Origin of the sequence: Acinetobacter sp. 8I-beige, assembly GCF_902505955.1 — a bacterium.
GTDB lineage: Bacteria > Pseudomonadota > Gammaproteobacteria > Pseudomonadales > Moraxellaceae > Acinetobacter > Acinetobacter johnsonii.
The window spans coordinates 26,164-43,684 of the sequence record NZ_LR732790.1 but is presented as its reverse complement, the minus strand read 5'-3'; the positions used below and the strand labels follow the sequence as shown (position 1 = coordinate 43,684).

Here is a 17,521-nt window from a genome sequence, read left to right as displayed (position 1 = left end):
TCTACAGAATAAATGATCATTATTCAAAAAATTAAATTTCCACTTTGTGCACAAATCTGATGATTTGCCGTACAATTTGTCCTTCCCCCTTTTTATTGTTTTTTAAATTAGAGAATGGAACAGAAAAAGAGTACTCAAAAACGCCACCAGCTGCTGAATGCTGCACTAGACGTCTTCTCGCTCTATGGATTTAATGGAGCAAGCTTAGATGAAATCGCACAGATTGCTGAAATGCACAAATCGAATATTTTCTATTACTATGAAAATAAAGAAGCTTTGTACGTTGAAGTTTTAACGACGGTTTTACAAAAATGGTTAGCCCCACTACAGATGTTAGAAGCTGACTTAGAGCCGGAAGAAGCGATCACCAACTACTTATTGCAAAAGATTGAGGTTTCTCGGACTCAACCGAAAGCGTCTCGCTTGTTTGCGTTAGAAGTGATTCAGGGAGCGCCTCATATTTTGGAAATCCTCAAAGGGCCTTTAAAGAAGTTGGTCAAACGGAAAGCCAAAGTCATTAGCAATTGGCAAGAGCAAGGTAAAATTTCAACTGAAATAGACCCTGAGCTGTTAATCCTCAACATTTGGGCATTAACACAAAACTATGCTGATTTTGCCACGCAAATGGAAATGGTAACAGGTAAAACCCTACGTAACCGCAGTATGCAACAACGAGTCATTCAACATACCGTGCATATGATGCTGTATGGCGTGATCCCGCGAACACCGTCTGAATTATTCAAAGCTGAGTAATTTTGGCATACGACCATAGCACTCTATGGTCGCCGAATTGAAAAAGACAGAATCAAAGCCTCAGATACTTTCAAATAATGCTAATAATTTCTGAGCTCCCAATAACAAATTGTCTTCCCAGTCCAAATGCGCGGTGTCGTTGGCACCATCTGAAATATATTTGACCGAAATCAGGCGGACACCCTGTTTCTTACAGACCTTTGCCAGCGCATATCCTTCCATATCAACCAAATGACACGGTACTTTGGGTTCACCCGTTTCAAAGCTATCCCCTGTTCCACAGATGCCGGTACGGAGTTGTTGGAAAAACGGTTCTAAGGGAATTTCCGCAGGATGCATGGTGTCAAATGGGGTAAAACCGACAGCGAAGCCCAGTGGAGAGACATCCATGTCACGTTGTACAAATTGAGAGACTTCAACCAATTCATGCTTATCAAAATACGTACTGCCTGCTGTACCTAAATTAATTAGGGTTTTACAGCCTGTTTTTTGAATCACTTCAAATGCTTTATAGGCCGCGTTGACTTTACCAATACCGCTGTAATGAACTTCAATCCCTGCTTGTTCAAACAATCCTTTAGACTCATTCGGCAAAGCCATGATTAGTGCAACATCTGACATAAAATACTCAATTAACAGACTTCATGCGTGCCATTAGAAAACAAATCCATCCGAAAGAAAAGCGCCTCTGGTCTCTACTCAAACAACCGACATAAGATCAGATGGCGCTTAAAACTGAAAGGATTGTAGACCTCATTTATACTGCTGTTCTAAATAGGTTTTTAAGCACGGCGAAAAGAACAAATAACCTTGATAAAAACCGTGTGCCGTTTTGGTTGCGACCAAACTCCATAACAACATCAGTATGGCTGCAAAAGCATAGCCAACGGCATACAGGAAGGCCAAATTGAGTTGTTGGGCTAAGGTTAAGATTGCGAGCGTATATACGCCCAATGGGAAGGTCAGTCCCCACCAACCCAAATTAAACGGCAAGTCCTGTTTGGCATGGTGCAAAGTCGTCAGTACCGCAATTCCCAACCACCACAGTCCAAAACCCAGCAGGATTAAACTGGCCAAAATCCCCGTCTGCTGAAAGAACTGACCCAGTTGGGCTAAGCCCAAACTCGCCATCAACGTCGGTGCCTGATGCCCCAAAACCAATAATGCCAAAGCAGCAGTGCCTATCGGTCCCAAAGCCAACCAACTGCTGACCGCCAACTCTTTTTCAGGCAATTTATGTAAGACCAAACGCAACATTAAAATCGTTAAAATTGCAAAGGCGGGTAATACTGAAACACCCCACAACACATAACTACCCAATAAAATCGCAACGGCGTGAGTATCAGCGGCCAAATGCCCCAGCAATAAACCACCACTGCTGGCTGCAACTTCACAGGCCACGATCGGCAATAACCACACCGCAGTCATCTGCTGTAAAGCATGCTCCTGATGTCGATACATGGCAAAAGGAACTGCCCACGCCACCAAGAGCGCCAAGACTACATCTGCATACCAGAGCGTTTGCGCAATCTGTACAGCTGTGTCGCCATAAATAGGCTGACCATACTTTAAAAAGCCATTGAGGATGGTGGCCAGCGCCATCGGGATCGTCCCTAAAAATAGACTCATGCTTGGATGTTGAAAAATCTGTTTGGCTTCGTGCGGATAAAATGCCCAACGTAAGCCATATAGCACACTAAAAAGTGCGAACAATAAAATATTGAAATACCACAGCCCTGTGCCGAGTTGCCATGTGAGTGCCTTTAACATCGGAAACTCTGATACAATTAACGCCACAACACCTGTTCCCATACTGACAGTGAACCAGTTGGGGGTGAATTGACGAATGATATTGTGGCGCTGTCCAAGTTGTGTAAATGGTTTTTGCATGAGTTCGGCCTCATTTAAAATCTACATTTATACTAATCAAATTTATAAATAAGAAAAATTGATTAATTTATATTAAATAAATCAATAAAATTGATATAAATATGCTTTGCACTAAATTTTGCGTTGTCAAAAAACAACCACAAGACGAATGCCCAAGAATATGGCAATATATAAGCCGTTCTTAATTCCAAGCACTTGATTTGCCCATGAAGCTGCTCCGTCTAAATGCTTTGCCTTCAAATACCCAATTAGAAAAAACCGCTGTCACCATCGGTAATTTTGACGGGGTGCATTTGGGTCATCAAGCCATGATTCATCAGCTCAAAGCCGTTGCAAAACAACAAAATCTAAAAACAGTGGTGATGATTTTTGAGCCTCAACCACTTGAATTTTTTAAAGGTTATGATGCTCCACCACGTATTTCATCATTGCGTGAGAAAGTCGAATATTTAACTGAGCTGGGTGTGGACTATATTGCGGTCGCGAAATTTGACAACAGCTTCCGAAGTTTAAGTGCAGAACAATTTGCCGATATTTTAAAAGAAAAACTCAATGCCCAAAGTTTGGTTTTAGGCGATGACTTTCACTTTGGTAAAAACCGCCAAGGCAACAGCGAATTTCTAGAAAACTATGGTTTTCAAGTCCACAATCTAGAAACCATCCTCTCAGAAGGTGAACGCGTCAGTTCAACTCGGATTCGCCAAACACTGGCCGCAGGGGACTTGGCGCTGGCTGCTCAGTTATTAGGGCGCCCTTATAGCATTACGGGTCGCGTACAATATGGCGACCAAATTGGCCGAACCCTTGATTTTCCAACCATTAATGTACGTTTAAACCGACATAAACCCTGTTTAAACGGCATTTATGGCGTAGATGTGATGTGTGAAACCACGTCTTTACGCGACAAAGTGAAAGCAGACCACCCTAATCGATTAGGGGTTGCAGGATATGACCATTCAGCGCTTTTTGGTGCAGGTCATGTCGGAACACGTCCAGCCATTCAACAAGCACAGCCAGAATGGCGATTAGAAGTACATTTCCCTGATGTTTCTGCTAATCTGTATGGCTTGTTAATGCGGGTCACTTTCTTAAACTATTTACATGGTGAAAAGAACTACCCTTCGCTGGAAGCACTAAAAGCGGGAATTGATGATGATGTGGTGAAACTGCTTGAGTTCCGCCAAAACACCCCCACATTTCCCTTTTAAATACCAATCAATTTTATGTAAAACGCGTCAGCCGAGCCGCTGATTAAATTGGAAGACATCTTGCATGAGCGATAAGCAAACTACTGAAAATGCAGTGGATTATAAAGCCACACTCAACCTCCCAGGTACCGAATTTGCCATGAAAGCAAACCTCGCGGTGCGTGAAGCAAAATGGTTAGAAGAGTGGTATGCCGACAACATTTATCAGCAGATTCGTGCGTCGCGTATTGGCAAGAAAAAATATGTCCTGCATGACGGTCCTCCTTATGCAAATGGCCAAATTCACTTGGGTCATGCGGTCAATAAAGTTTTAAAAGATATCATTATTAAAAGTCGTATTCTCGACGGCTTCGATGCCCCTTATGTACCAGGTTGGGACTGCCACGGCCTTCCGATTGAACTGAAAGTAGAAGAGAAAGTCGGTAAAGTGGGCGTGAAGGTGGATGCTTCTACTTTCCGTAAAGCCTGCCGTGAATATGCTTACACCCAAGTTGAACTACAAAAGAAAGACTTTGTGCGTATGGGTGTGTTTGGTGACTGGGACAACCCTTACCTGACCATGAACTTTAAGCAGGAAGCAGACATTGTGCGCTCTGTTGGTGCAATTGCTAAAGCAGGCCATATCGAACCAGGTCTTAAACCTGTGAACTGGTGTTTAGACTGTGGTTCAGCTTTGGCTGAAGCAGAAGTGGAATATGAAGATAAAAAATCTGACGCGATTGACGTTGGTTTTACGGTTGTCGACTTAAAAGACTTAAGCGCACGTTTAAATCTCAACGTAGAAGCGGCAACAGATATCGTAATTTGGACCACCACACCTTGGACTTTGCCTGCAAACCAAGCGGTTGCCGTCCATGCTGAAATTGACTATCAACTTGTTCAAGTTAGCACCGACCGTGGTGTGCAAAACTTTATTTTAGCCAAAGACTTGGTTGAGTCGGCAGTTGAGCGTTATAAGCTTGAAAACCCTGTGGTTCTAGCTGATTTTAACGGCTCAGCAATCGAAAACCTATTATTACAGCACCCGTTGCTGACCGATCGCCAAGTGCCTGTGATTTTAGGTGAACACGTGATTGCAACTAGCGGTACGGGGGCGGTACATACGGCACCTGGCCATGGTGTAGACGACTATAAAGTTGGCTTACAGTACAACTTAACAGTTGAAAACCCAGTGGGCGGTAACGGTGTGTATTTACCAACTTCACCGATTTTTGCAGGCGAGCACATCTACAAAGCCAATCCAAAAATCATTGAAGCTTTGGGTGCAGTTGGTCACTTATGGGCACATCAACCGATCAAACACAGCTACCCACACTGCTGGCGCCATAAAACGCCGATTATCTTCCGTGCGACCCCACAGTGGTTTATCAGCATGGATGCACAAGGTCTGCGTCAAAACGCTTTAAATGCGATTGAAAACGAGATCAGCTTTGTGCCTGATTGGGGTAAAAATCGTATTCAAGCCATGATCGAAGGTCGTCCAGACTGGTGTATTTCGCGTCAACGTACGTGGGGTGTGCCAATCCCATTCTTCGTGCATAAAGACACTAACGAACTCCATCCGCGCACAGCCGAGTTGATCGAAGAAGTCGCGAAGTTGATCGAACAAGAAGGGATTGATGCTTGGTATAACCGTGAAGCGAAAGACTTTATCGGGGATGAAGCGGAACAGTACAATTGTGTGCGTGACACTTTAGACGTGTGGTTCGACTCAGGCACAACGCACTATGCCGTGCTGCGTGAACGCGAAGAACTCACCGATCCTGCTGATTTATACCTTGAAGGTTCAGACCAACACCGTGGTTGGTTCCAGTCTTCATTGCTCACCTCAATTGCCATCAATGAACGTGCGCCGTACAAAGGCTTACTGACCCATGGCTTCGTGGTGGATGAAAAAGGCCGTAAGATGTCAAAATCTTTGGGCAACATCATCACCCCACAAGACATTATTAAAGATATGGGTGCAGACGGCTTACGTTTCTGGATTGCATCGGCCGATTACCGTTATGAAATGACCGCAGGTAAAGAAATTTTTAACCGTGCATCAGATGGTTACCGTCGTATTCGTAATACTTTGCGTTTCTTGTTAGCGAACTTAAATGGTTTCAAACCATCGACGGATGCACTTCCTGTCGATCAATTGATCGCACTCGATCAATACATCTTGCAACGCGCAGCGGACGTACAAAAAACCATTCAGCAAGCCTATGAAGATATGAACTTCCATATCGTGGCGAATGCGCTGACCAACTTCTGTATCAATGACTTGGGTGGTTTCTACCTCGACATCATCAAAGACCGTCAGTACACCACCAAAGCCGATTCACAAGCGCGTCATTCGGCTCAAACTGCGCTGTATCATTTGGTGCAAGCCTTTGTACGTTGGATGTCACCAATCTTAAGCTTTACCGCTCAAGAAGCATGGCCACTGATTCCAGAACAAACTGAGAAATACGTTTTCACTGCGGAATGGTATGACATTCCTGTGGCTTCAAAAGCAAACTTGTTGTCTGAAGCCGATTGGCAGACCCTGATTGCGGTGAAGTCTGCGGTGAACAAGTTCATCGAAACTGCGCGTACCGCGAAAATCGTGGGTTCAAATCTCTCTGCCAAAGTTGAACTGTGGGCAGATGCAGAACTCAAGGACGTACTGGATCGTTTAGATGATGAACTTCGTTTTGTTATGATCACTTCACAGGTCTTGGTCAATGCATTCGATGCAACTCAGGGTGAAGCCTCTGATCTGGCAGGTCTGAATGTTCAAGTCTCGGCGGCTGATGGTGAAAAATGTGTACGCTGCTGGCATGTTCTGCCAGATGTGAATACACATGTTACACATCCAGGTCTATGTGGTCGTTGTATTATCAACCTTCCTACAGGCCAAGGCGAAGAGAGAAAGTATGCCTAACCCACAACATAAAAAGGGCTTATTCCAATTCTATCCGCACAATTTGGTGTGGGTAGGTTTGGCTATTCTAGCCATTGTCTTAGATCAATGGACCAAATGGATTGCCAGTACCCATCTGAATTATGCAGATCCAGTACCAGTCCTGCCCTTTTTAAATTGGACTTTATTGCATAACTATGGCGCAGCCTTTAGTTTCTTGTCCGATGCGGGCGGCTGGCAACGCTATTTCTTTACCTCTCTTGCAGGTATTGTGTCTGTCATTTTTCTGTTTTGGCTGATGCGTATGCCCAAAACCGTGAAAGTGCTGCCCATCGCGATTGCCCTTATTTTAGGTGGTGCTATAGGGAATCTCATTGACCGTATTAGCTTAGGCTATGTGGTTGATTTCATTCATGTGTACTATCAAAACAGCCACTTCCCTGCGTTTAATATTGCAGATAGTGCGATTACGCTAGGAACGATCCTTTTGTTGATCGATACCTTTTTTCTCGAAAAAAACCGTATCCAACGTGCCGAAGTAAATAATGACTGATTTTATTAATCCCAATGAAGAAACTCGCGTAAGCGAAGGTTCAAAAGTAGAGTTACATTTTTCTGTTTGCATTGAAAATGGCGTAGAAATTGATAACACACGTAGCCGTGAAGAGCCTGTAAGCCTGGTGATGGGTGATGGCAGCTTACTGCCTGGTTTTGAAAAAGCCCTGTTCGGTTTACGTGCTGGCGACCGTCGTACGGTGAGCCTACCACCAGAAGATGCTTTTGGCCCGTGGAATCCTGAAAACGTGCAACAGTTTGATACTGTCAAATTTGAACAACGTCCTATTGAAGGGCACATGATTGAATTTGAAGACAAAGCCAAACAAAGCCTATATGGCGTAGTGAAAACTGTAGGTGATGACATCACCGAAGTCGACTTTAACCATCCATTGGCAGGTAAAGATATTACCTTTGAAGTAGAAATCTTCAAAGTGACACCTGCCGGCCAACAAGGTATCAAAATTATGTAAAGCCACAGATCGATTGTCTGTGTGTCAGCCAAAGCCCCTTCGGGGGCTTTTTTAATGCCTCAAACATTTGTCGATCAGATACATATTCAATCTATGCAAAGCCTAATTTTCATACTACCGTAGCGTAATCACATTTATTTTCCCAAGGATTTTTCATGAAAATTCAGGTCATTATAGGCAGTGTGCGCGAAGGTCGGACAGCCATTAAAGTTGCACGATGGGTGCAACAAGGCTTTGAACAGCTTGGGCTCAATACGGTCCAACTCGAATTGGTCGACTTAAAAGAGTGGGGGTTGCCGATTTTTTCAGGTGCAAATCCCCCAATGACAGGGATTTATGATCAACCCAAACAACAAGCATGGGCCGACCACATTGCGCAAGGCGATGCCTTTATTTTCATTAGCCCCGAATACAATCATGGTTATAGCCCTGCGCTTAAAAATGCCCTAGATTACTTAGGCAAAGAATGGCAAGGTAAACCTGCGGCCTATATCAGTTATGGTGGTACCAATGGCTCACGCTCCATCGACCAAATTCGCCAAGTCGGTACTCAACTCGGCCTAGTCGATACCAATGCGGTGATTGAAATTCGAGATATTTTTTCACGCAATAAAACCGAAGATTTTGAACCAAATCCTTTTGATGAGAAGAATCTAAAAGCAGCAATTGATAAACTCATTAAATATGTCAGCGCATAAGCATGAGATTCTTCTGTACGCTATTGCTTACAGTAACTTAAGTATTTGTCGGCTTTTCAATAAACAGCATCGACGCTATAGTTAAACCATACAGAGACAGGATGTCTCAGATTAAAAACAAAAATAACAACATATACAGCAGGATGCTGATCGGTAGGACAGGAGTTATACCGTTTGAAAGAATTTAAAAAGCCCTCGACAGGATGTCGGGGGCTTTTTAATTGTATTGATTTTTAGCTCAATACTTCTCCAAAAACCCAAATCTAGATCAGATATTAACGAACCTCTTATATGCTTCAATACTTTAGAAGAAGCTCGTGAATACAAATTAAAATTGGTCTGACTGGATGTCTTTCTCAACTTAAATATTATAAAAATAATGATATAAAACAGATGTATAAACATGAAAAATTTAACAAATCATCATTTCCGTACAACGTACATATTTAAGCGCTAATCTATAAATTAGATCCATCAAATATTAAGACTTTCACCGTTTGTCGGTATGTTCTTCTGTACAACGAAATATTACATCTGACGCTCGCACTACACTTTATACTCTCGCCCACTGAACATTTGCAGCTTTAGCCAAAATGCTTCAGTCCAATACAATAAATTAAAAAAATAAAAATAGAGACCATTCACATGCAACTAAACACCACACTTTTAAATGATTATTGCAAAATTTATGTCGCTGACCCCGAATATACAGATGTAGATGCTCTAGCCGCCTACGTTAGAGTCCATCGTACAGAGCTTATGAAGAGTTACATCAGTACGGCATCTTATTATTTCGTGGCTTTAAATTACAACGTCACTATGAGTTTCATGAGTTGATCGAACATCATTTTCAGCTTGAACCTTGGCATCCATTTACGCCTAAAAAATCAGGTTGGTTTGCCTCTTTCATTCGTAAATATAGCGAAAATCGTGCAGGTAATGATAGACCTTATCTAAACCACAATACGGTGCAATTAGGCTCTGTTGAAAACTCAATTCAAGGTCCACATGTCGAAGGTGGCCTATGCTCGACTCGCTCGCGTTATATTGCCTTGTTTTGCCAAGAACCCGCGGACCACTTACTCGAAACAGGGTTTAATAACCTCGAAAGAATTTGGGCCCATTTTCCAGTTAGCGTACAATAAAAATACTTAGGCGCATGGAACCATTTTTCTTATATTTCAACACGTAAACTCAATCTATTTGATCGCTTGACCTTCAATAAAAGCTCACTTGGTTTCCAGAAAAAATCAAATAAAGAAAGCAAACTTACCTTAAAACGCTCACCTTTCGGTGTCATACACCCGAACACGCAAAAGTTGATGATCCAGCCGTGGGCTTTTGCAAACAATACCAATTCTTTTGCCCACCAAGCTGCACAAAAAAGCTTTAAGAAGCGAGGAAAGCTTCAACTAGACCCCACGGCTAATTGCATGCAACTGTCATGGGAACTTTTCACCCATAAAGGTGAAAAAATTGAATGGACCGATCAGGAAAAACAACACTTATTTGAAGCCTTATATCACGATGCACTCTTGCTCCAGTGGCAAAAAGGGGATGTCGCCTTGATCGATAATATTAAAATTGTCCATTGGCGGATGAATGGTAAACAAGGACAACGAAAACTGATGCAGATCCAAGCCAATGTCTTCAATGCCGATCAACATGCTGCGCTTTAAAACCGTCTTTCCTAGCAGCACTCTGTTCGGGTGATTAATGTGAAAGCAGCTGAATTAAATCTGCATGTTTCCCATCCTCAATCACCCAAATACTGCCATCTTTCGCTTGTTGTAAACCACGGATACGTTCTTTCATATCTATCCGTTGGATTTCTTTTACTGGCTGTCCTGTGGTGTCTACAATAATTAATGCTTCAGATGAAAGCCCACCAATGATGACTTTATCCTGCCACTTTGGAAACATCTGTCCCGTATAAAAAATCAAACTCGATGGAGAAATTACGGGTGTCCAGTCTAATATTGGCGCTTCAAACTCAGGCCGCGTGGCGTGGTCAGGGATATTCACACCACTATAATGATCACCATTCGAAATGATTGGATAACCATAGTTTTTAGCCTTTTGAATTAAATTAAGCTCATCCCCACCTTTGGGGCCCATTTCAACCACCCAAAGTTGTTTTTTTGCATCCAAAGCCATTCCTAAAGGATTACGATGCCCCAAACTCCATATTTGTTTTGCGATATCCCCCTGCGTCTGAAATGGATTATCTAAGGCAACCGAACCATCATCATTCAAACTAATAATTTTTCCAAGGTTCGATGTCAAATCTTGTGCAGGATCAAATTTTTGCCGTTCTCCTGAACTAATCCATAATTTTCCTGCACCATCAAATAACATCCGATGTGCATAATGCCCCTGCCCACGCACCTTCGGTGCTTGTTTCCATATCATTTTAAGGTTGTCTAATTGTGGCTGCGCCTGATCTAAATTCAAATCAGCACGAATCACAACCGCACCATAACCACCTTGCCCTGCTTCTGCATAGCTAAGATAAATTTGATGGTTTTGTGCAAACTCAGGATGTAAAGCAATATCGCCTAATCCGCCCTGACCACCATAAGCCACTTTAGGTATATTCCTAATGAGAGTCTTTGTCTGATCTATAGGATTAAATAAAATCAACTGTCCTGATCTTTCAGTAATTAATAATCGCCCATCAGGCAATACCGCTAATGCCCATGGCTCATTAAATTCAGCAATACGTTTGAGGTGTATAGATGTGCCTAAAGAAGCAGAACTGTCCTGTTGTTCCTGTGCTGCTGACTCCGCTGGTCTTTGTGCATGACATGCCATTAATCCAAAAAATGCACTCACTGTCATCAACAAACAAAAAGCTTTTTTTCTCAGCATTGCCTTCCCCATTAAATGCACGATCACCATTCATTGTAGAGAAATCATAAGTACAAGGTTATCCGCTTTGGTAACAAGATGAATCTGTGTAAGCCAAAGCTTACAAAAACTGAGGAAAGTGACCACTAGCCTTAAAACAGCTTACAGCATATATTAAATACATCAGGAGACAGGACGTTTCCCAAACTTAAAACAACAATAATCAGTTTGAGCATCAGGATGTGAGATATGACAGGAGTTGTATCTAAGCACTGAAATACAAAGAAACCTCGACAGGATGTCGGGGTTTCTTTTTTATTGAGCACATTAAAATCTAAATCAAAACCTGTTTTGGCATATTTTGCATGATCACGAGTTAACTATAGCCATTCTTTTCCAACGGATATAGATGAAATAGCTGTTCAATTGCTTGAAATACACACAGATACTTAGTTAAAATTTCTTTTAGTGAAGAAGAAACCATCAAATTCAAGTGATAAAAACTAAACCTATTAGATTTTAAAGCCTATTTTTAGCTAATATTCTTCTTGTCTCTCATTTATATTTTTAACCTTCCTACATAAAAAAATCCCCCTCAGCTATAAGCGGAGGGGGATTTGAATTAATGAGCTGGCGATGACTTACTCTCACATGGATAACTCCACACTACCATCAGCGCTAAGAGGTTTCACTTCTGAGTTCGGGAAATTTTCTGACAAATATTTCTCAAATAAACTTCGAGTAATTTTTACCATTCAATCAATGAAATATTTTCGATCGATCAATCAGTAAAAATCCACACAAGTTGTTCTTCATAATCTCTTAATGATCTTTCTAACACCTCGTCAGTGCTAGAAGCTGGACTCAATATACTTAACAACTCAGCACTTCGTGCTTCGTTCATTTCCGTCTATCTCGTCGGTATGGGGTGCATTCTAGACCATTACGAAATCTTTGCAACCCCCAAATTCACTTATTTGAAACGGGCGTTGGTTTTTTCTACAAAAATTAAGAAAAACCGTATTTTTCATCTATTTTTTGATCATATTTATCATTTTTTCTCTTATTTCTTTCAACATGAGCGTTTCATTTCCAATCTTTAAAAGTTTTTTAAGCTTAAAATTTAAGCCTTAGCATATATTTTTTTCTTTCAGCTGAGTCTTATCAATCTTATAGCAACGTTTTCAGACTTAAAATCACTCTGTGTTTCTTTCATTTCTGTATTGTTGATAAATCATCTTTCTAAAGGCGTAGTTTTTTATATTTAATACACGCCTAAGCTGCAAAACTGCCGCATCGCTATAAAAAACTAAGATTTAGTAAAAATGGAATGCTTAGTCTATTTTTATTTCATTCGCGTAATAGCAAAGCCCTCTTCTATCTATACCATGGTAAAGATAATTCAAGACAGAGCTGAAATAACAGCCACGATAAAGCTTGATGATACGAAGCATCTGGATATAAGTAGAAAACGCAGTGCTATATACTTGTAAAGCTGATGACCAGCTTTATTTAAAAGCATGTTGCACCCAACTTTTATGACAACTCGTTATTTGTCTGCGAGAAACTGATTTTAAAAAACTAAATTTTTGCCAATAAAAAAGGAAGAGATCTCTCCCAAAACCTCTTCCTCGGAGTTAGATCGTTATCTGATCCATAGATGTCATTATTATAGTTATCTTAAAAAAAGTCCCTTGGGGAAGAGACTTGAAAACTGTGGAGAGTTATTCTTATTGACCCTTCTAGCGATGTTAAAAACATCAACTAGACGTTGAAATCTTATACACACTCATTTTAAATTGCAATATTTTTGGAAAAAATTAAGCATTGTTTTTATAAGGTTTTTTTTGAATTTACTTATTTGATTTTTTTATAAAGATTAAAAAATAAAAAGCAGGCCGAAGCCTGCTTTTATATCAATAACTTAAAGCATATATATGCACTGACTTAGTCAGTAAAAGTGACTTTCGCAATGGCTTTTTTACCCGACTGGATAATTAAAGTGGCATTTTCTTTAACAGAGAAACTCATATCAACCACGTTCCAATCGACTTTTACCGCACCACGACCCACGGCATCTTTTGCCGCTGCAGCATTTGGGTTTAAGCCCGCTACGCGAAGAATCGTTGCAATAAACAACTCGCCACCAAATTCTGCACGTGAAATTGTCACTTCAGGTGTTCCTTCTGGTAACTCACCCTCAGTAATCAGGTTGCCTGCACCTTTATGTGCATTTTCTGCCGCTTCTGCACCATGGAAACGCTCTACCAACTCAAGGGCTAGAATTTTCTTAACTTCTTGTGGATTACGCCCTTCAGCAATTTCTTTTAGCAGGACTTTAATGTCTTCAACAGATTTAAAGCTGAGTAAATCGAAATAGCGTTCAATTAATGCATCTGGCATCGAAAGGACTTTTTGATACATCGCCCCTGGTGCATCAAATACGCCAATATAGTTACCCAAAGACTTAGACATCTTGTTCACACCGTCTAAACCTTCAAGGATTGGCACTGTAATGCAGACTTGCGCTTCTTGGTCATAACGACCCTGAAGTGTACGCCCCATCAATAAGTTAAAGGTTTGGTCTGTGCCGCCTAACTCAACATCCGCCTCAAGGGCAATCGAGTCATAACCTTGAACCAATGGATATAAAAATTCATGAATTGCAATCGGTTGATGGTTGTTATAACGCTTGGTGAAATCATCACGCTCAAGCATACGTGCAACCGTTTGCTGTGAGGCCAACTGAATTAAATCAGCCGCTGTCTTGGTTGCAAACCATTCTGAGTTAAAACGCACTTTAGTTTTGTTCGGATCAAGAATTTTAAACACCTGTTCTTGATAAGTTTTTGCATTTTCAAGCACTTGCTCACGCGACAATGGTGGGCGTGTTGCACTTTTTCCAGTCGGGTCACCGATCATCGCGGTATAATCCCCAATCAAGAAGGTCACGTCATGACCCAAGTCTTGGAAAGTTTTCAATTTATTAATTAAAACCGTATGCCCCAAGTGCAAGTCAGGCGCAGTCGGGTCAAAGCCCGCTTTAATTTTTAAAGGACGATTTTCTTTTAATTTCTTCAGAAGATCTTCTTCAGAAATAATTTCATGCGTGCCTCGTTGAATGAGAGCAAGTTGTTCTTCAGCCGGCAGGAAATTTGACATCACAAAACCCAAACACATCAGTTATTCAATTTGTGCGATATACTAACACTTTTTCAGCACATTGCAGGCTTTAGAATAATCATGACAGCGATCTATATTGGGGTAATGACCGGCACCAGCATGGATGGTGTTGATATTGTTGCTGCTTCTTTTGATCCATTGCAGCTTCACGCCACCCTCACTCTTTCTTTCGACCCAGATTTACGCGATGAACTGATGGCACTCACTTTGCCCGGTGACAACGAAATCGACCGTATGGGAAAGGCAGATGTAGCTTTAGCAAAGATGATTGGCGAAGGCATCAATCAGCTGATTAAGCAAAGTCATTTAGATCGTAGTCAAATCAAAGCCGTTGGCTCACATGGACAAACCATTCGCCACCGCCCAGAGCACGGTTTTACCCTACAAATTGGTGACCCAAACATCATCACTGAAATCACCCAAATTCCTGTGATTTCAGATTTTCGACGTCGTGATATGGCCGCAGGTGGACAAGGTGCCCCGCTGGTTCCTGCTTTTCACCAAGATATGTTCCAACATGAGAGCATTCATCGGGTCATCCTAAATCTAGGCGGCATCGCCAATGTCAGTATGTTACCCGCAGGCCAACCTGATCAGGTCTACGGTTTTGATACAGGCCCAGCCAACATTTTAATGGATGCTTGGTGTGAACGCTTTACTGGACAGCCCTATGATGAAAATGGCAATTGGGCAGCCTACGGCCATCCGATTCGTAGCCTGCTCGATCGCCTACAATCACATGAGTATTTTTCCAAAGAACCACCAAAAAGCACTGGCCGTGAAGACTTCAACCTCGAATGGTTAGATGAACAAATTGCCGACTGGCGCAATGACCTTGAATATGAAGAGCTTGAAGACAGTCCTGAAAATGTTCAAGCCACCTTAATGAAGCTCACCACACGTGCCATTAAAAAAGCCATCTATCGCTCCGATATGGATACTGGTGAAGTCTACGTCTGTGGTGGTGGTGCCTATAATTCACACCTTTTAGAACAATTACGTTGGCGCTTACGTAAGCACAATTGGTCTGTACAAACCACCTCCGCGATTGGCTTAGCCCCAACGTGGGTGGAAGCAACCGCCTTTGCTTGGTTGGCTATGCGTTTTATCCAACAACTCAGTGGCAACTTGCCAACAGTGACGGGTGCACGGGGCGACCGTATTCTCGGGACGATTACCGCGGTTTAAACATCAAAGCGCTTCTGACCTTTTAGACGCAACCAGTGCAAATCAAAAAAGCCAGTCAGGTGAATAACCGACTGGCTTTTTATCTATATCAACGATTTTTTGCTGTTAATGTTAACGCATCATCAACTTAGCATTTTCCTGCCGAAAGGCTTTTAAAATTTGCTGTCCCGCTCGCCCCGTCGGACTTAAACCTAAACGGATTTGCTCCTGTCGAATGGCTTGGCGAGTTTTATCACCAATCAAACCATCCACCGCGCCAATATCATAACCACGATTCAGTAAGAACTGCTGAATTTCACGACGTTCAGAACGCGAAGTGCCTGCATCATCGGTTGGCCAAGTTGTACTAAAGCCACCTAGCCCTTGTAAGCGGTCTGACAAATGCGCAATCGCCAATGCATAACTTTCTGCTGCGTTATAACTATAGATTGCATCAAAGTTTTTAAACACTAAAAACAGTGGACCATTTTCACCAGCAGGTGCCATCAACCCCGCTTGCGAGCTAGAAGATAAATTGCCTTGAATTAACGCTGAACCATCTGCGCGTACCACACCATTTTGCATCCAGTAAGATAAGGACTTCTTATTGCGACGACTTTCACCACTCAGAGAGATCGCTTGCGGGTTTTTTACTTCAAAGCCCCAAGGCTGCCCAGTTTGCCAACCGCGTTTTTTGAGGAAATTGGCTGTTGATGCCAAAGCATCTGTGGTACTCGACACCAAATCACGGCGTCCATCGCCATCAAAATCGACGGCTAACTCTTCATACGTCGATGGCATAAACTGGGTATGGCCAAATGCGCCTGCCCAGGAGCCTTTCAGTTGTGATTCAGTTAAATCGCCTCGCTGTAAAATACGCATCGCGGCAAAAAACTCTCCACGGAAATAGCTTTGGCGCCGACCTTCACAGCTCAATGTGCCTAGCGCTTGTAATAATGGATATTTACCTGAAATATCACCAAAATTACTTTCAACACCCCACACGGCAACTACGGTCTCCGCAGGCACACCATACGCGGCCGCAACGCGATTCAACACTTCACGATGCTGAACCAATTTTTGCCGACCTACTGCAACACGCTCATCATCCACCAATCCTGACAAATAATCCCAAATCGGCGTGGAAAATTCAGGTTGGTAATTTAATTTTTCAATCACAGAATAATCAGGCGCTAAATTTTGCGTGTAGCGATCATAAGTGGACGCAGACACACCATTCGCCATCGCTTGGCTTTTTAAGTTGGCAATACAGCTTTGAAATGAATTCTGAGGACTATAATCGGAAGTTGCGACATTTGAACTGCCTGTAACTTTTTGACCATTAATAATGAGCTCAGCATTCGCCTGAGTCGCCGCTAAAAAAAATGAACCTAAAAGAAAAGCAAAACGGTGCATAAAATCCCTAATGATTTTTTATCTCTAAATTATGCTTTTTACCTTAACACTTTCGATTTCACTTTTCTGAATCAAAACGTAAATGAATATTCATTCTGGTTTAAATTTAAAACCACTTATCCACAGCACCCCGCATCTCAACTTTTGAATTCAAAAACAATCTCTGACTCAACAAGTACTTTAAATTCAATCATATTGTTTTAAATTCATTTTATCCACAAATTTTATTTAACATTAATAATCAACAATATAAAGAAAATAAACCATCAAAACTAAAGCTCAATATTTTTAAATTCAAAACTTTAAATTCATCTCACAGACTTTAAATTTATTGTTTTGAATTTAAATTCAAACAACATCAAAACATTTAAATTCATTTTAAATTTAAACGCTCAATTTAAATTTAAAACTCACTTTTGAATTCAAAATTTTACTTCTATT

General features: G+C 41.6%; 14 protein-coding genes. 9 read left to right on the top strand and 5 right to left on the bottom strand.

Features of this window, described 5'->3' with window-relative positions:
• Positions 1-114 precede the first annotated feature (114 nt).
• Entirely contained in the window at positions 115-753 is a 639-nt protein-coding gene (locus tag GVX98_RS00205) for a TetR/AcrR family transcriptional regulator (protein ID WP_004684172.1), read from the top strand.
• A gap of 60 nt (positions 754-813) precedes the next feature.
• On the opposite strand, the gene GVX98_RS00200 is transcribed toward GVX98_RS00205, so the two are convergent.
• Together GVX98_RS00200 and GVX98_RS00195 are read right to left on the bottom strand one after the other, a co-directional pair.
• Entirely contained in the window at positions 814-1,374 is a 561-nt protein-coding gene (locus GVX98_RS00200) for a 5'-nucleosidase (protein ID WP_159126933.1), read from the bottom strand.
• Positions 1,375-1,506: 132 nt separating this feature from the next.
• Positions 1,507-2,643: a TDT family transporter gene (locus GVX98_RS00195; protein WP_004983798.1), complete on the bottom strand. Its 1,137-nt coding sequence runs from the start codon at positions 2,641-2,643 to the stop codon at positions 1,507-1,509.
• A gap of 206 nt (positions 2,644-2,849) precedes the next feature.
• Between GVX98_RS00195 and ribF the strand changes: the two genes are divergently transcribed.
• The 7 genes from ribF (at position 2,850) to GVX98_RS16825 (ending at position 10,143) form a co-directional block, all read left to right on the top strand.
• Positions 2,850-3,851, top strand: coding sequence for a bifunctional riboflavin kinase/FAD synthetase (gene ribF, locus GVX98_RS00190; protein ID WP_159126932.1), 1,002 nt, complete (start codon positions 2,850-2,852; stop codon positions 3,849-3,851).
• A gap of 64 nt (positions 3,852-3,915) precedes the next feature.
• Positions 3,916-6,759, top strand: a complete 2,844-nt coding sequence (gene ileS / locus GVX98_RS00185; protein WP_159126931.1) for an isoleucine--tRNA ligase — start codon at positions 3,916-3,918, stop codon at positions 6,757-6,759.
• A complete protein-coding gene (lspA, locus tag GVX98_RS00180) occupies positions 6,752-7,291 on the top strand; it encodes a signal peptidase II (RefSeq protein WP_159126930.1) in 540 nt (179 codons plus the stop codon). Before ileS ends, lspA begins: the two co-directional genes overlap by 8 nt.
• Positions 7,284-7,766, top strand: a complete 483-nt coding sequence (locus GVX98_RS00175; protein WP_004684162.1) for a peptidylprolyl isomerase — start codon at positions 7,284-7,286, stop codon at positions 7,764-7,766. The genes lspA and GVX98_RS00175 overlap by 8 nt, the downstream gene beginning before the upstream one ends.
• A gap of 155 nt (positions 7,767-7,921) precedes the next feature.
• Entirely contained in the window at positions 7,922-8,464 is a 543-nt protein-coding gene (locus GVX98_RS00170) for an NADPH-dependent FMN reductase (RefSeq protein WP_159126929.1), read from the top strand.
• 833 nt (positions 8,465-9,297) lie between these two features.
• Complete coding sequence (locus GVX98_RS16830) at positions 9,298-9,609, top strand: hypothetical protein (protein WP_323843440.1); 312 nt, start codon at positions 9,298-9,300, stop codon at positions 9,607-9,609.
• Between the two features lie 66 nt (positions 9,610-9,675).
• On the top strand, positions 9,676-10,143 hold the full coding sequence (locus GVX98_RS16825; protein ID WP_228716251.1) for a TauD/TfdA family dioxygenase: 468 nt from the start codon (positions 9,676-9,678) through the stop codon (positions 10,141-10,143).
• A 34-nt stretch (positions 10,144-10,177) separates the two neighbouring features.
• Here GVX98_RS16825 and GVX98_RS00160 read toward each other — a convergent pair whose 3' ends face one another.
• Positions 10,178-11,335, bottom strand: coding sequence for a PQQ-dependent sugar dehydrogenase (locus tag GVX98_RS00160; protein ID WP_159126928.1), 1,158 nt, complete (start codon positions 11,333-11,335; stop codon positions 10,178-10,180).
• A 1,926-nt stretch (positions 11,336-13,261) separates the two neighbouring features.
• Entirely contained in the window at positions 13,262-14,494 is a 1,233-nt protein-coding gene (gene tyrS, locus GVX98_RS00155) for a tyrosine--tRNA ligase (RefSeq protein ID WP_159126927.1), read from the bottom strand.
• A 63-nt stretch (positions 14,495-14,557) separates the two neighbouring features.
• Between tyrS and GVX98_RS00150 the strand changes: the two genes are divergently transcribed.
• Positions 14,558-15,685: an anhydro-N-acetylmuramic acid kinase gene (locus tag GVX98_RS00150; RefSeq protein ID WP_159126926.1), complete on the top strand. Its 1,128-nt coding sequence runs from the start codon at positions 14,558-14,560 to the stop codon at positions 15,683-15,685.
• Between the two features lie 111 nt (positions 15,686-15,796).
• Here the strand turns inward: GVX98_RS00150 and GVX98_RS00145 are convergent, their stop codons facing one another.
• Entirely contained in the window at positions 15,797-17,080 is a 1,284-nt protein-coding gene (locus tag GVX98_RS00145) for a lytic murein transglycosylase (protein ID WP_159126925.1), read from the bottom strand.
• Between the last annotated feature and the right edge of the window lie 441 nt (positions 17,081-17,521).